Below are 13,071 nucleotides of genomic sequence, written 5' to 3' on the forward strand. Positions count from 1 at the left end.
TTGACTATTCTGGATATTCAAAAGGGAAAGTGCTGGCATTCACCGTTTGAACAGTGCTATGCTCATACGAAGTAGACGATACGATCTGACCGGTAGCAGTTACCTTTTTTACCAGGGTTACGGTACCCAGGTAAGTAAGTGTGGCACTGATGGCTGGTACGGGCGTGGTGTACGACTGGCTGATGGGCGTGTACGTAAAGGTGTTAGTGTACCCGCCACTGGTGTTTGAATTCGAGAATGTGAAATGTGGCATGGTAACCGACGTGATGGTGTTACGCTGCGGGAAGTAATACGTGTAATAATCAAAAGTAGCACTTAACCCCAGCGGGAAGTAACCATAGGTAGTGGAACCCACCATTACCATGTGCGTCCAGTTGTAAGTAAGGGCCAGTACGGACACGGGACTGGCAGTAAGGGTTGCTTCCTGTCGGGTTTCACGGGTCGGGCTATCACTTTTAAAGGAGCATAAGATAAAAGTGGCTGCAAGCAGCAGCAAAGGGCAACGTTTCATTGACTTAGATTTTCGGGTTATCTGTAAAAGAACTATCACTATAAATCTTGCAATAATTTCGCAGTAAGTGTTAGCGGATTTTGCGGAAATGTAAACGATTATTGGCTGTTATAGATAAAAAAAGCCGCGCCAGTTTAACGGCGCGGCTTCACAATTAAGTTGCTGACTAGAATATTTTTCCGAAGAACTCCCTCATGTCTTTCCAGGAAGCCGTATCGGCCGCGGCGTTATAAGCGATGGGTATTTTAAACTTCTCGCCATTAGCTGTAGAACCAGGGTTTGTAAAGGCATGCAGCGCATCAGGGTAAGCGATGAACTTGTAATCGGCACCGATCGAATCCAGGCCCTTTTTGAAAGCGGCAATTTCTTCTTCAGATACGAATTTATCAGCAGCACCGTGGCATACGAGAATCTTAGCTTTCAGCAGGTCTTTGTTGGCGGGAGCGCCAGCCAGGTTGCCGTGGAAGCTTACCACCCCTTTAAGGTCGGCCCCCATTTTAGCGGCGTTTAATACCACCGCACCACCAAAGCAGTAGCCGATAGCAGCAATACTCGTGGTGTCTGTTTGTTCGAACGTTTTGATCTTAGCGAGGGCCGCGTCTATACGGCTTTTCATTAAAGCAGGAGCTTTGTAAAAAGCGCCAGCGGCTTTGCCGGCTTCTTCGGGCGTGTTAGCCTGCAGGGCGTTACCGTACATATCGACCGCAAAAGCGATATACCCCAGTTCTGCCAGCTGGCGGGCGCGGGCCTTCGGGTATTCGTTAATCCCCCACCATTCGGGTACTACGAGTACAGCAGGGCGCTTTCCGGTGCTGGCCTCATTATAGGCTACGTAACCGATCAGCGTGGTGGTATCGTCTTTGTAAGTCACTGTTTCTTCCTTCAGTTTCACTTCGGCAGGCGTGTTGGTGGCCGTAGAGTCGGCAGCATTCTTGGCAGGCTGATTGTTACAGGCGGAGAAGCCGATAACGGAAGCTGCCATGGCTGCGAAAAGCAGGCGTTGTTTCTTCATAATAAGTGCTTTTTATCTGTTTAATACGTAAAATTCGGTGTTAGGGTTGAGAATTAGTCTTCTACTTCCTTTTTTGTGATGGATAAAATCTCGGTATTGATCGCACGTTTCATCCTCCGTTCCATCTCTTTATCCAGCCTTGGTATCAGGAACTGCACTTTAAACCTGGCGAGGTCCTTCTTTATCTCCAGTGTTTTTAAAGAAAAGCTGTTAGCCGTAATGTTGCTGGTAAAAGGTTGCAGCGCCTCCTTCAGTCTTGCTTCCAGTTCGGCAGGCGTAGTAAAGTGGCGGAGGTCCAGTTCAAACTCGATATTCATCTTTTTAATATTCTGTTTGCTCTGGTTAACCACAATGGAGGTTAACATTACGGTGTTAGGCACGATGAGTAGTTCGTCATCATCGTTCTGCAGCACCACGTTCACCAGTGTAATGTCCAGTATCTTTCCCTGAAAATCGTTGATCCTGATCTGATCGCCCAGCGATAACTGGTCGGAGAACATGATGATAAGGCCATTGATGATGTTCTGTATATAGTCCTTCGTAAGCAGCGCAATAGCCGCCGCCACGATGGTGATGCTGGTAATAAGGTTACGCAGGTCGTCGGCAAACACGGTCATCAGTCCGAGGATGCCGAATATGGCGTTCAATACCGAGGCAATACGCCTGATGCCCAGCAGGAAGTTATCGCGCTTTTCATTGACCACATCGTTTTTGCGGATGTACCAGGAGCGGACGAAGATATGGACAAGCGATACAACGATATTGCCGCCAAGGAACAGGTAGATGCCTTTGATAACCTTTTCTAAGAAGAGTAGTCTGGCGGAAAAGAACTCCGGGTAAGTTTGATGGAAATAGAGGATGGCGCCAAGCAGCATCACTTTTCCTATAAATAAAAGCCGCGCTTTTCTTTCGCGGGAGGTGTTTTCACTGGAGGATGGGTCCTTTACCATAGTTTTCCGATAATGCTTTTATAGAGTATACTGCAAAAATAGCTAATCTCGAAACGAAGCCCGCAATTTTCATGCAGGAAAAAGCGGGAAGTTGCAGATCGATGCAGAATTTGCCTGCGCGAAGTGGCTCAACGTCTTCATATTGCCAGATTATCCCTCCTGGCTTTATGATTTGGGAAAGATGGGATAATTTTGTGGCGATATATGAAAACGAGCGTAGGGGGTATTATCCGCCATGAAATAAAATCACTTTTCGAGTTAAAGAAAACCGAGCGCCTCTGGCACATTCCAGTGCTGGCATCATTGTGCGTGGGTATTCCGTTACTGGCAGCGTTGTATTTCGGGCGGCTCGACTTCGGTTTGCTGGCCTGTATGGGAGGCCTGGTCATACTATACATGCCCGCGGGGCCGGTGGATAAACGTATGATAACGCTGGTAGCCTGTTCGTTTGGTTTTATGGCCTCTTACGCCATCGGTATCACTTTTAGCTTTAATCCGCTGTTATCGGCCTTATTTATCGGTTTGTTTGCGATGGGCGTACATTGGGTAACCAGCTACTTCCGGCTGCCACCGCCAGGCAGTTTCTTCTTTATAATGCTGGCATCAATCGGCAGCTGCGCCCCGTTTCACCTGCATACCATTCCGCACCGTATCGGTCTTATAGGTATGGGGACGATGTTTGCCTGCACGCTGGCGCTGTTCTACAGCCTATACATCACCCGTAAACTGCCCCCTAAAAAAGATCCGCCACTGGTGCGTAAAGAAGAATACTCAGATATCGTAAAATCGTTGATCGTTGGTGCTTTTGCCGGTATATCCATCCTCATCCCACAATTACTAAAACTCGATAACCCTTACTGGGTGCCTATTTCATCAATGGCCGTTATGCAGGGTGTGGATGTAAGGCACGTATGGCAGCGGAGTTTCCAACGTATACTCGGCACCTTCGCAGGTATGGGACTTACCTGGTTGTTATTACTGCTGCGCCTCGATGCACTCGGCATCTGCATTGCTATTCTTATTTTACAGTTTATTGTGGAGATGTTCATCGTACGCCATTATGCGCTAACGGTGTTCTTTATTACACCAATGACGGTGTTTCTCGCCGAGGCAGGCAGCGCTATGACCGAAGATCCGCGTATGCTGGTAGAATTGCGGGTACTCGATATTGTAATTGGCAGCCTGATTGGTGCTGTGGGCGGCTGGTTCCTTCATCACCGGCAAATACAGGAACAAACGAGGCGACGCATCAGGGTTACCCGTTACGTGTTAACTAACCTGAAAAACAAAAGGCTGTTCCGCTAAAAGGTGTAACTGTGCGTCCCGTATTTTCTGTTGTGCTGTTGGTACAAAAGAGAAAAGGGTAAAGCGGATGCTCTACCCTTTTGTGACCTCGTCTGGATTCAAACCAGAAACCTTCTGATTCGTAGTCAGATGCTCTATTCAGTTGAGCTACGAAGCCATTGTTGTGTTGAATGGGTTGCAAAAGTATGTGATTTTTTCATTTCTGCAAATCCTTTTTAGTTTTTTTTGAAAGAGATTTTATAACATCTTCTGTTGAACCGCTTCCATCACTAGTTCTGCTACATTTTTCACTTTAAATTTCTGTAATAAATTCCTTCTATGTGTTTCGATCGTAAGCGGACTAACGTTTAAATCGGCGGCCATTACACTCGTGGTTTTACCGGCGGCAATACATTGTAATATTTGTTTTTCTCTTTTAGTAAGGGCCGGAATTTGTTTCAGTTCGCGTAGTGAAGGTCTGGCCATAATTTCCTTCACCTCCTTACTGAAAGTAATTTCACCATTCAGCGCTTCGGTAATACAACGTTTCAGTTCTTCCGACGAGGCGTTCTTTAAAAGATAACCGCTTGCGCCGTTTTGTAATACCTGTAATATCATGCTGCGTTCGGCCTGGTTGCTCAATACCAGTACCGTTGTAGTTGGCGAGGCTCTTTTTATTTCTTTACAGAGATCGATGCCGCTGATATCGGGCAGCATAATATCGAGCAGTACAAGGTCTACTTTATTCCCGGCAAGAAATTTCATGAATGCTGCGGCATGGGTAAAGGTTTGCGTGATAGTAATGCCCGGCTCATCGCGCAGCAGCGTGCGCAATCCTTCAATTACAATCGGGTGATCGTCTACGATAGATAAACAGATATCAGGATGCGTTTCCAACATGGAGTTCTATATTGATGGTGGTGCCTTCGTTAATGGCAGAAGTAATGTCTAGTTTGCCGTTGAGGTATAAGGTACGGTTGCGGATATTTTCCAGTCCTATTCCCTTTCCCGCATCATTGATGTGCATATTGAACCCGCGGCCATTGTCTTCAATGGTAATAAAAAACAGGTGTTCGTTCTGACTGCATTGCAGTAATACCGATGAGGCATGACCGTGGCGTATGGCATTGTTCAGTGCTTCCTGGATAATCCTGTAAATCGTTACCTGTTCGCTTACTGGTATATCCTTTTCGATATTATAGGCCTGGAAATCTATTTCCGTGCCACCGGCCATCATCGATTCGCAGAGGTCTTTTAAAGCCGTTTCCAGTCCGAATTTCAGCAGGCTTTCGGGCATCATGTTACGGGCGATGTGGCGCAGTTCGCGGATGGAATTATCCAATTGCAGTATAACACCATGAAGCCGCTCCCCTTCCGGCTGTTCCGGTTTTAGTGCGGATAGTTTGATCTTTACACCGGCCAGCATACCTCCCAGTCCGTCGTGTAAATCGCGCGCCAGGCGGCTACGTTCTCGTTCCTCCCCTTCTATCATAGCATGTGAGGTAGCCAGTTGCCGTTGCTGGTCCATTTCGCGCAGTTCCTGCTGCAGGTTAATTTGTTTTTGGGCCAGCAGGCGTTTGTTATTGCGGAAGTAGAACACCGCGATAATGAGGCTGCAGGTAACGGCGATCAGTAGCCACATGGTAAGCCTGGTGTTGCGTGCGGACAGTGCGGCCTTTTGTTTTTCGGCCTCCAGTACTGCTATACGTTTTTTAGATTCCACCTGCCCGAACTTTATTTCCATGGCGTGGATCTCTGTTTTCAGGCGACTGTTATTAAAACTGTCGCTCGCGTCACTGTAGCGCTTTTGCCAGTCATAAGCCCTGGCCATATCGCCCAGTCCCGCGTTGGTTTCGGCCATGGCGCTGTATAACAGCAGGCGGTTGGTGGCAATAGCCATCATTTCTTTTTGTTGGATTAAGTACTGTATTACTTCAAGGGCCTTTGTGTAGTTTTTGATGTTATACCAGGCGTAATAGCGTTGGAGTTGCATGCGTTGTTCTGCATAAGGCATTTTCAGTTCCTTTGCCAGGGCAATCCCCTTTTCGAGTCCGGCTAACGCTGCTTCGGAAAGCGTATCCGTATTGTAATACAGGCTTTCGGCCGCATAATAGTCGAGCCAATGTTCCGATTTGGGATAAGGTTGCAGCAGCATGCGGGCACTGTCCAGCAGCGGTTTAGCCCGTTCATTTTTACCAGCGAGGCTATAGTTTTCGGCCAGCGCGTGTAGGTTAATAATATGCTGCTCCAGGGGGGCGGGGGTGCTTCTTAATACTTCCATCGCTTTTTCCATGTACTGCTCCGCTTTTTCGTACTCGCCGCTGTTCCGGAATACATACCCTATTCCCAGGTAATTTTTACTGATCAGTGTACTGTCGCCCGACATTCTTGCCAGCGGTATCGCCTTACCGATCATGATTTCAGCGAACAATTTGGGGTCGTCTTTTTGCTGACGCAGGAGGGCGTAGCGGTGCAGGGCTTTGGAGCGTAAGTTCCAGGCGTGTTTTGTTTTAAACCGGGTAAGCAGGCTGTCGGCCTTTAGGTACAGGATTTCGGCTGTATCCGGCTTGGTTTGCGAAACATAATAGGCGGCGTAGTAATAGTAGGCGGCGCGTAAGAAGGCTGATTTTTCGGCGGCTTTGTATCCACCGTTCAGGTAGCCGTCTGCCTTTACGATATCCAATGCTGCCCAGTATTCCGACAGCCGGTAGCTGGTAATAGCCCTGGCGCTGTCGGTGGCGCTGCGTAAAAGGGCTAGTTCCATACTGTCCTGGTAGCGCGGCCGGTCGAGGGGGCGCTGGGCATTTGTGTAAATACAAACCAGGAGCAGGGATATAAGGCTGCAAAGTTTCCGCATAGGCTAAAGTTGCCACCACAATTCAATATTTCCAAGAAAGAGCCGAAAAATACTGGTAAACCAGTAGAGAAAAACACTCATTTATCCGGATTGTCCGGCATAGCGGGCCTTTATACTTTTGAGAAGAAAATAAAATTACGGAACCATGATTAAGCAACGATTACTGATGAATGTTCTTTTCTCAAGCCTGTTAGCCCTGGGCGCCTGTTCCGGGGACAAGGACCCCGCAAGCCCCGGCGGTAAGAAATCGGCTAAGTTTAATATTACGATAGGCGACGTAAAACTTGCCGAAGGCGACCGCATAACGGTGCAGGTAGTGGGCGGTGTGTCCGGATCTGCAGAAAAAACGCTCTGGAAGCTAAATGGCACTGTGATGAACAACGAGAGTGGTATTTTGTTGGATGAAGATGATTTTGCTGCGGGGGGCACCTTTGTGGTGGAGTCTGTGGTAGGGCTTGATGTGGTGGCGCTGCACATTAACAGTATCAATTCCGGCACTCCGCTTACAGTAAATGTGACTGGAAAAGTTGGTGGAAAAGATATTGCAGCCGTTAATCAAACGGTGACTTCCGACTATTTTAAACAGTTTAATTACTAAGCAGCGTTTAACGAAGGGAACAGGGGAATCTGCACGCAGGTTTCCCTTTCTTAGTATGCATTGGGTGAATTGTTGGGGCACTAATTTATTGGGTGTATTGGCAGGCATCAGGGCGATTTTCCAGAAGCCTTTTCTTCCTGACCAAATGCCTGAAGGTAAATTCAGACCATTCCAATTGATAAAACTCCGGCGGTAGCCGCAGAAGCGGCTTGAGCATTAGCCTAAACGGAAAAAGGACAAAAAGAATCATTTCTCTTTGTCCTTTTTTGTGACCCTGTCAGGATTCAAACCTGAAACCTTCTGATCCGTAGTCAGATGCTCTATTCAATTGAGCTACAAGGCCATTCCTGCTGTGTTGAGCGGGATGCAAATGTATGTAGAATTTTTATTTCTGCAAATCTTTGACCCAAAATTCTTCGATTTTCTTTTAAAATACTACTTTTGGCGCATCATCAAAAACGCCGGAACCCTTGAAGATACAGGTTTGGAGCATCGGTAAGGATAACGATGCGTATATCGCCGAAGGCATCAAAATATTTCAAAAAAGATTGCAGCATTACGTGGATTTTGAGCTTAAATTAATTCCCACTGTAAAACAGGCCGCCAGTCTTTCTACCACCGAATTAAAAAAACAGGAAGGCAAAATGCTGCTGGACATGTTGCAGCCTTCCGACTACCTGGTGGCGCTTTACGAGCGGGGTAAAACCATGACCACTCTACAGTTGGCTGACTTTCTTCAACAACGGGCAAATGCCGGTACAAGGCAGGTAATTATTCTTATTGGCGGCGCCTTTGGGCTGGATGAACCGGTGCTTAAACGCGCGCAGCTTCAATTATCCCTCTCCGCCCTTACTTTTCCGCATCAACTTGTGCGTCTCATTATTACCGAGCAGCTTTACAGGGCCTATTCGGTACTGAGTAATGAAAAATATCATCACGAATAGCAGAAAACATTATTTTAGCATATAACATCAGCTCAATTTATGTCCATTAGCCTGTCGATCATCATCCTTACCTGCCTGGTTACCATCACCGCTTTCAGAAGTGAAGACCAAAAGACGAAGTTAAGCATGTGGCCTTACGGTGTGAAACACTATAAGCAGTTATACCGGCTTCTTACTTCCGGGTTAGTGCATGCAGATTATCCGCATCTTATCTTTAATATGCTTTCGCTGTATTTTTTCAGCGTGGTGGAAGATATGTACGTAGTGACTTTTGGCAGTAAGTATTATTTCCTGCTGATGTATGTGCTGGCATTGGTGGTATCTGATATACCCTCTCTGATTAAACACCGCGACCATGAATATTATTATTCACTGGGCGCATCGGGTGCAGTATCGGCGGTAATCTTCTCCGGGGTACTTTTTCAGCCCTGGGCAGTCATCTATTTCTACTTTATTAAGATGCCCGCCATTGTTTATGGTGTGATATTCCTGCTCCTGTCTATATACCTCGACAGGCGCGGACAAGGCAATGTAGCGCATGACGCTCACTATTGGGGCGCTTGTTTCGGCTTATTGTTTCCTGTTTTGCTCGATCCTTCCATCGGTTACGCTTTTATCAATACCCTGCAGCACGGCTTCCCGGGCTTAAAGTATTATTATGGCGGCGGCCGTTGATATTAGGCCGGGCGCCACTCCAGCTGCACGATCGATTTTGTTTGCGGGCTTAGCTTAAAGCGGTCGTCAATACGCATGCCTACTACCCAGACTATCTTTTTGTCAGATTCAATTACCCATGTATTTTCCTTCTGAGGGATAGATAATTTCTGGTCGATGAAGAAACGGGAGAGCTTCTTCTTTTTCTGCATACCCAGTGGGTAGAAGTAGTCGCCCTTCTTCCATTTCCTGACCAGTAGCGGAAACTTCAGGTGTTTAATATCGAGGCAGCCAATGGTGGCGGCTTGTGGTGGTTTATCGCCCGTTGCGTCTTTATAGGTGATGTTTATTTGGCCATTAGGCAGCAAAACATGCTCCTGTTCTTCTTCAATTACAAAGTGGGTCGCAATGTCCGTTTGCTGTGGCGTAATGATCAGCCATTTCCTGTCGCGGTAAATACGATGGGTTTGGGTAGATAGATACTTACCCGGGCTGCTGTCCAGCATATCCACTACCTGTTGTGCCTGTGCGGTATTGCAGCCAAAGGGTTTCAGCAGCTCGTAAGTGATGGTAGAGAGGGGAACAGACTTTTGCAATTTCAGTATCGGGATAAAATGCTCTTCTCCCCTTTTTTCCAGTAACTTCTTACGGTGCGTTTCCACTGCTTCGCGGTACAGGATTTCCACCTCCCGCAAGCGTTCTATACTGCCGCCTATGTTACGGATTGCTTCAGGATAAGCCTCCTGGAGTTTAGGTAGCACCTGGTGGCGGAAATAGTTACGTGTGTACTTTTCCGTTATATTAGAACTGTCTTCCACAAAGGCAATTTCCTTTTCCTTCTCGTACAGGTCTATTTCTTCGCGGGTAGCAAACAGTAGTGGCCTTATGATACGCCCGCTTTTAGGTAGTATACCGTGCAAACCCGCTATGCCTGTGCCTTTAGAGAGATTCATCAATACCGTTTCCACGTTGTCCTGCATATGATGGGCAGTAGCAATATAGTCCAGGTCACGCTCCGCTCTGATCTTTTCCAGCCACTCGTAACGCAGGCTGCGTGCGGCTACCTGTATCGATTGCCTGAACTCTTCGGCGTAAGCATTCGTGTCGAAGTTCGTTACATGAAAAGGGACGTTGAGTTTTTGAGCCAGTTCCGCCACAAATCGTTCATCACGCTTCGATTCCTCGCCTCTGAGGCCGAAGTTGCAGTGCGCTATTTCAAAAGAAATTTTTTCCCGTTTAAAAAGATGGGCCATTACGACAGAATCGCGGCCTCCACTTACAGCCAGCAGTATTTTCTGACCCGGGTTAAATATATTTTGTTGCCGGATATAATCGCGGAATGCTTCTTGCATAAGGGAGCGTTAAGATTTAGTAGGCCAGGTCTTCGTAGGCAGATTGTAGTTCATTATAAGCATGTCTTTCGCCAGCTGCTTTGGCAATAGCCATCCCTTTTTCATAGGTGGCCATCGCTTCGTCGGGGGCGCCGTTACGCTCCAGCAGTTTACCCAGATGGTAGTAAGAACCCGTGTAAGCAGGATCGTTCTGCAACAGTTCTTCAAATTCCCGCCTGGCGGCAACATCATCCCCGATTTTGATGTATTCCAGTGCCAGCGCGTGTTTGAGGAAACTGTCGCCTGGCTCCTGCTGTAGCAAACCGGTTAATTGTTCTATTCTGCTCATATGCCTGTTATGAATTCTTAAAATCGATATATTTGTAAATACCGCATTTACCAAAACAAAACTAAGTTAAAGGTTATGAAGATTTTAGTATGTATCAGTAAAACCCCGGACACCACTGCAAAAATAGCTTTCACAGACAACAACACGAAATTCAGTGAAGCTGGTGTACAATTCATCATTAATCCCTATGATGAATGGTATGCGCTGGTGCGTGCCCTGGAATTAAAAGAAACTTTAGGCGGTACGGTGCATCTCATTACCGTTGGCGGTGCAGACACAGAACCTATTATCCGCAAAGCACTGGCACTGGGCGGCGACGAGGCTATTCGTATTAACGCGGATAGTCATGATAGTTACTACATTGCTGCGCAGATCGCGGAACATGCAAAAAATGAAAGCTATGATCTGATCCTTACCGGTAAGGAAACGATCGATTATAATGGTTCCAGCATTGGTGGTATGGTAGCTGAGCTGCTGGACCTCCCCTACGTGTCCATCGCTGCCAAACTGGATGTGAACGGGCAAACCGCTACCCTCAACCGTGAGATCGAAGGTGGCGAGGAAGTAGTGGAAGTTAGCCTGCCTTTAGTGGTGAGCAGCCAGAAAGGCATGGCCGAACAGCGTATTCCTAATATGAAAGGTATTATGGCTGCCAGGACTAAACCGTTGAAAGTGGTGGAGCCTGCTGCGGTAGACACGCTCACTGAAGTAGTGGGTTTCGAATTGCCTCCGGCTAAGGCAGGCGTTAAACTCATCGACCCCAACAACCCTGAAGAGCTGGTGAAACTGCTGCACGAGCAGGCCAAAGCATTCTAGTCTTCCACGTTATCACATCAAAAAAGAAATTATTATGTCAGTATTAATATTCGCGGATCAATTCCAGGGAAAAATAAAGAAAGCGGCGCAGGAAGCCGTGCAGTATGGCGCTAAAATAGCGCAACAACTGGGCACCACCGCTACGGCCATCGTGCTGGGTGAGGTGGATAATGCCGAACTGGCTGCTTTGGGCAACTACGGCGCCACCAAAGTTTTACACGTGGCCGATGCTAAGTTTAACGACGCTGATGCCGGTGTGAGCGCTAAAACGGTTGTGGAAGCAGCGTCGAAGGAAGGCTCGAAGGTGGTAATATTCTCCCATAACTTCTCCGGTCGTGCCATTGCACCAAGAGTGGCCGCCAAACTTAAAGCAGGTTTCGTTGCCGGAGCTATTGAACTGCCCGATACTGGTTCCGGATTTGTAGTAAAGAAGAACGTGTTTTCCGGTAAGGCATTCGCTAAGGTGAACATTACTTCCGATATTAAAGTGATATCCCTGCTGCCTAATACGTTTGCGGTAGAACAGGGAGCTAGTACCGCACAGGTGGAAGCCTTCGCTCCTGCTGTAAGTGATGCAGACTTCAAAGTGAAGGTAATAAAAACCGAAACGATCAGTGGGGAAGTGCCTTTAACAGAGGCAGAGATCGTAGTGAGTGGCGGTCGTGGATTAAAAGGGCCGGAGAACTGGGGTTTGGTGGAAGACCTGGCCAAAGCGCTGGGAGCTGCTACGGCCTGCTCGCGCCCGGTATCCGATTCCGACTGGCGCCCGCATCATGAACACGTGGGGCAGACCGGGCTCACCATTCGTCCTAACCTGTATATAGCCATTGGTATTTCAGGCGCTATACAGCACCTGGCCGGGGTGAACGGCAGTAAGGTGATAGTGGTGATCAATAAAGATCCCGAAGCTCCGTTCTTCAAGGCAGCAGACTATGGCATAGTTGGTGATGCATTTGAAGTGGTGCCTAAAATTACCGAGGCGGTTAAAAAGCTGAAGTCAGGATCATAGCAGATAAATAAAGTGATAGTTAGAGGTGATAAGTCTTTAACTATCACTTTGTCAAATGTTTTTTTTTAGAATATTTTTCTAACTTCACGTCTTGTGCTGATATTAACCTCAGTGCGCACGTATTTGACAAGTATGAGAAAGATAGAATTGGAAATAGTTGCATTGTCGCATAGCATTACTCAGACTCATTCCTACGCTGTAGTGTTGGGCGAAGTGAACGGATTAAGGCGCTTACCGATCGTGATTGGTGGTTTTGAAGCGCAGGCCATTGCTGTTGCTCTCGAAAAGATGCAACCCAGCCGTCCTTTGACTCATGATCTCATGAAGAACTTTATGAATGCGTTTGGGGTTGAGCTGCACGAGGTTGTTATAAGTAATTTGCAGGAAGGCATCTTCTATTCAAAGCTTGTTTGCTCCAATAACGATGATACAATCGAAATTGATTCCCGCACATCCGATGCGTTGGCATTGGCGGTCCGTTTCGGTTGCCCGATCTACACATACGAGAACATTCTCAATAGTGCAGGTATTTTGCTGGACGATCCGGCTGGTAAAAAGGCCACTAAAAGCACTACCGGACCTACTATTTCCGAGCATGAAAAAGGTGTGGAGGATGATCTGAAAGCGATGAGCCTGGAAGATCTTAACCAGTTGCTGCAGGACGTTCTGGAACAGGAGGATTATATCCGCGCGATCGCTATCCGGGACGAAATTAACAACCGCAGAAGTAAATAAGCCCTTTATCGTTTCTTTATT

Annotated in this window: 14 protein-coding genes and 2 tRNA genes; 7 read left to right on the plus strand and 9 right to left on the minus strand. The window is 47.2% G+C overall.

Translation table 11 applies throughout. The annotated features are described in order from the left end of the window. Positions 1-4: 4 nt before the first annotated feature. From QZT80_RS15965 to QZT80_RS15975, 3 genes are all read right to left on the minus strand, one after another. Entirely contained in the window at positions 5-511 is a 507-nt protein-coding gene (locus QZT80_RS15965) for a hypothetical protein (protein ID WP_295124025.1), read from the minus strand. 166 nt (positions 512-677) lie between these two features. Further along, entirely contained in the window at positions 678-1,523 is an 846-nt protein-coding gene (locus tag QZT80_RS15970) for a dienelactone hydrolase family protein (RefSeq protein WP_295124027.1), read from the minus strand. 53 nt (positions 1,524-1,576) lie between these two features. Next, positions 1,577-2,473, minus strand: a complete 897-nt coding sequence (locus QZT80_RS15975; RefSeq protein ID WP_295124030.1) for a mechanosensitive ion channel domain-containing protein — start codon at positions 2,471-2,473, stop codon at positions 1,577-1,579. A 204-nt stretch (positions 2,474-2,677) separates the two neighbouring features. On the opposite strand from QZT80_RS15975, the gene QZT80_RS15980 reads away from it, so the two are divergent. Continuing rightward, positions 2,678-3,778, plus strand: a complete 1,101-nt coding sequence (locus QZT80_RS15980; RefSeq protein WP_295124033.1) for an FUSC family protein — start codon at positions 2,678-2,680, stop codon at positions 3,776-3,778. A gap of 83 nt (positions 3,779-3,861) precedes the next feature. Here QZT80_RS15980 and QZT80_RS15985 read toward each other — a convergent pair. From QZT80_RS15985 to QZT80_RS15995, 3 genes are all read right to left on the minus strand, one after another. Continuing rightward, positions 3,862-3,935: transfer RNA gene (locus QZT80_RS15985), tRNA-Arg, on the minus strand. 80 nt (positions 3,936-4,015) lie between these two features. Then, positions 4,016-4,657, minus strand: coding sequence for a response regulator transcription factor (locus tag QZT80_RS15990; protein WP_295124035.1), 642 nt, complete (start codon positions 4,655-4,657; stop codon positions 4,016-4,018). Next, a complete protein-coding gene (locus tag QZT80_RS15995) occupies positions 4,638-6,614 on the minus strand; it encodes a sensor histidine kinase (RefSeq protein WP_295124038.1) in 1,977 nt (658 codons plus the stop codon). The genes QZT80_RS15990 and QZT80_RS15995 overlap by 20 nt, the downstream gene beginning before the upstream one ends. A 145-nt stretch (positions 6,615-6,759) precedes the next feature. Here QZT80_RS15995 and QZT80_RS16000 point away from each other — a divergent pair, with 145 nt between their 5' ends. Then, positions 6,760-7,212 carry a hypothetical protein gene (locus tag QZT80_RS16000; protein WP_295124041.1) on the plus strand — a complete coding sequence of 151 codons (453 nt, stop codon included), beginning with the start codon at positions 6,760-6,762 and terminating at the stop codon, positions 7,210-7,212. A 269-nt stretch (positions 7,213-7,481) separates the two neighbouring features. Here QZT80_RS16000 and QZT80_RS16005 read toward each other — a convergent pair. Then, positions 7,482-7,555, minus strand: a tRNA-Arg gene (locus tag QZT80_RS16005). A 127-nt stretch (positions 7,556-7,682) separates the two neighbouring features. Here QZT80_RS16005 and QZT80_RS16010 point away from each other — a divergent pair. Both QZT80_RS16010 and QZT80_RS16015 read left to right on the plus strand, forming a co-directional pair. Next, the gene (locus tag QZT80_RS16010) at positions 7,683-8,156 is read left to right on the plus strand and encodes a 23S rRNA (pseudouridine(1915)-N(3))-methyltransferase RlmH (RefSeq protein WP_295124044.1); all 474 of its coding nucleotides are present in this window, start codon (positions 7,683-7,685) and stop codon (positions 8,154-8,156) included. A 39-nt stretch (positions 8,157-8,195) separates the two neighbouring features. Further along, positions 8,196-8,831, plus strand: a complete 636-nt coding sequence (locus QZT80_RS16015) for a rhomboid family intramembrane serine protease (protein WP_295124047.1) — start codon at positions 8,196-8,198, stop codon at positions 8,829-8,831. A 2-nt stretch (positions 8,832-8,833) separates the two neighbouring features. Here the strand turns inward: QZT80_RS16015 and tilS are convergent, their stop codons facing one another. Both tilS and QZT80_RS16025 read right to left on the minus strand, forming a co-directional pair. After that, positions 8,834-10,162: a tRNA lysidine(34) synthetase TilS gene (tilS, locus tag QZT80_RS16020; protein WP_295124050.1), complete on the minus strand. Its 1,329-nt coding sequence runs from the start codon at positions 10,160-10,162 to the stop codon at positions 8,834-8,836. Between the two features lie 16 nt (positions 10,163-10,178). Further along, complete coding sequence (locus QZT80_RS16025) at positions 10,179-10,490, minus strand: tetratricopeptide repeat protein (RefSeq protein ID WP_295124053.1); 312 nt, start codon at positions 10,488-10,490, stop codon at positions 10,179-10,181. 75 nt (positions 10,491-10,565) lie between these two features. On the opposite strand from QZT80_RS16025, the gene QZT80_RS16030 reads away from it, so the two are divergent. The 3 genes from QZT80_RS16030 (at position 10,566) to QZT80_RS16040 (ending at position 13,050) form a co-directional block, all read left to right on the plus strand. Continuing rightward, complete coding sequence (locus QZT80_RS16030) at positions 10,566-11,306, plus strand: electron transfer flavoprotein subunit beta/FixA family protein (protein WP_295124056.1); 741 nt, start codon at positions 10,566-10,568, stop codon at positions 11,304-11,306. A 34-nt stretch (positions 11,307-11,340) separates the two neighbouring features. After that, the gene (locus tag QZT80_RS16035; RefSeq protein WP_295124058.1) at positions 11,341-12,315 is read left to right on the plus strand and encodes an electron transfer flavoprotein subunit alpha/FixB family protein; all 975 of its coding nucleotides are present in this window, start codon (positions 11,341-11,343) and stop codon (positions 12,313-12,315) included. A 132-nt stretch (positions 12,316-12,447) separates the two neighbouring features. Beyond that, entirely contained in the window at positions 12,448-13,050 is a 603-nt protein-coding gene (locus QZT80_RS16040; RefSeq protein ID WP_295124061.1) for a bifunctional nuclease domain-containing protein, read from the plus strand. Positions 13,051-13,071 lie beyond the last annotated feature (21 nt).

Origin of the sequence: uncultured Chitinophaga sp., from assembly GCF_902168175.1 — a bacterium.
Lineage (GTDB): Bacteria > Bacteroidota > Bacteroidia > Chitinophagales > Chitinophagaceae > Chitinophaga.

What these genes read in the sequence shown, in the direction of transcription:
- QZT80_RS16040 (WP_295124061.1), top strand. Translation starts at nt 12,448, where the DNA reads ATGAGAAAGATAGAATTGGAAATAGTTGCATTGTCGCATAGCATTACT.
- QZT80_RS16030 (WP_295124056.1), top strand. Translation starts at nt 10,566, where the DNA reads ATGAAGATTTTAGTATGTATCAGTAAAACCCCGGACACCACTGCAAAA.
- tilS (WP_295124050.1), bottom strand. Translation starts at nt 10,162, where the DNA reads ATGCAAGAAGCATTCCGCGATTATATCCGGCAACAAAATATATTTAAC.
- QZT80_RS16035 (WP_295124058.1), top strand. Translation starts at nt 11,341, where the DNA reads ATGTCAGTATTAATATTCGCGGATCAATTCCAGGGAAAAATAAAGAAA.
- QZT80_RS15980 (WP_295124033.1), top strand. Translation starts at nt 2,678, where the DNA reads ATGAAAACGAGCGTAGGGGGTATTATCCGCCATGAAATAAAATCACTT.
- QZT80_RS15975 (WP_295124030.1), bottom strand. Translation starts at nt 2,473, where the DNA reads ATGGTAAAGGACCCATCCTCCAGTGAAAACACCTCCCGCGAAAGAAAA.
- QZT80_RS15995 (WP_295124038.1), bottom strand. Translation starts at nt 6,614, where the DNA reads ATGCGGAAACTTTGCAGCCTTATATCCCTGCTCCTGGTTTGTATTTAC.
- QZT80_RS16000 (WP_295124041.1), top strand. Translation starts at nt 6,760, where the DNA reads ATGATTAAGCAACGATTACTGATGAATGTTCTTTTCTCAAGCCTGTTA.
- QZT80_RS15965 (WP_295124025.1), bottom strand. Translation starts at nt 511, where the DNA reads ATGAAACGTTGCCCTTTGCTGCTGCTTGCAGCCACTTTTATCTTATGC.
- QZT80_RS16025 (WP_295124053.1), bottom strand. Translation starts at nt 10,490, where the DNA reads ATGAGCAGAATAGAACAATTAACCGGTTTGCTACAGCAGGAGCCAGGC.
- QZT80_RS15990 (WP_295124035.1), bottom strand. Translation starts at nt 4,657, where the DNA reads ATGTTGGAAACGCATCCTGATATCTGTTTATCTATCGTAGACGATCAC.
- QZT80_RS16015 (WP_295124047.1), top strand. Translation starts at nt 8,196, where the DNA reads ATGTCCATTAGCCTGTCGATCATCATCCTTACCTGCCTGGTTACCATC.
- QZT80_RS15970 (WP_295124027.1), bottom strand. Translation starts at nt 1,523, where the DNA reads ATGAAGAAACAACGCCTGCTTTTCGCAGCCATGGCAGCTTCCGTTATC.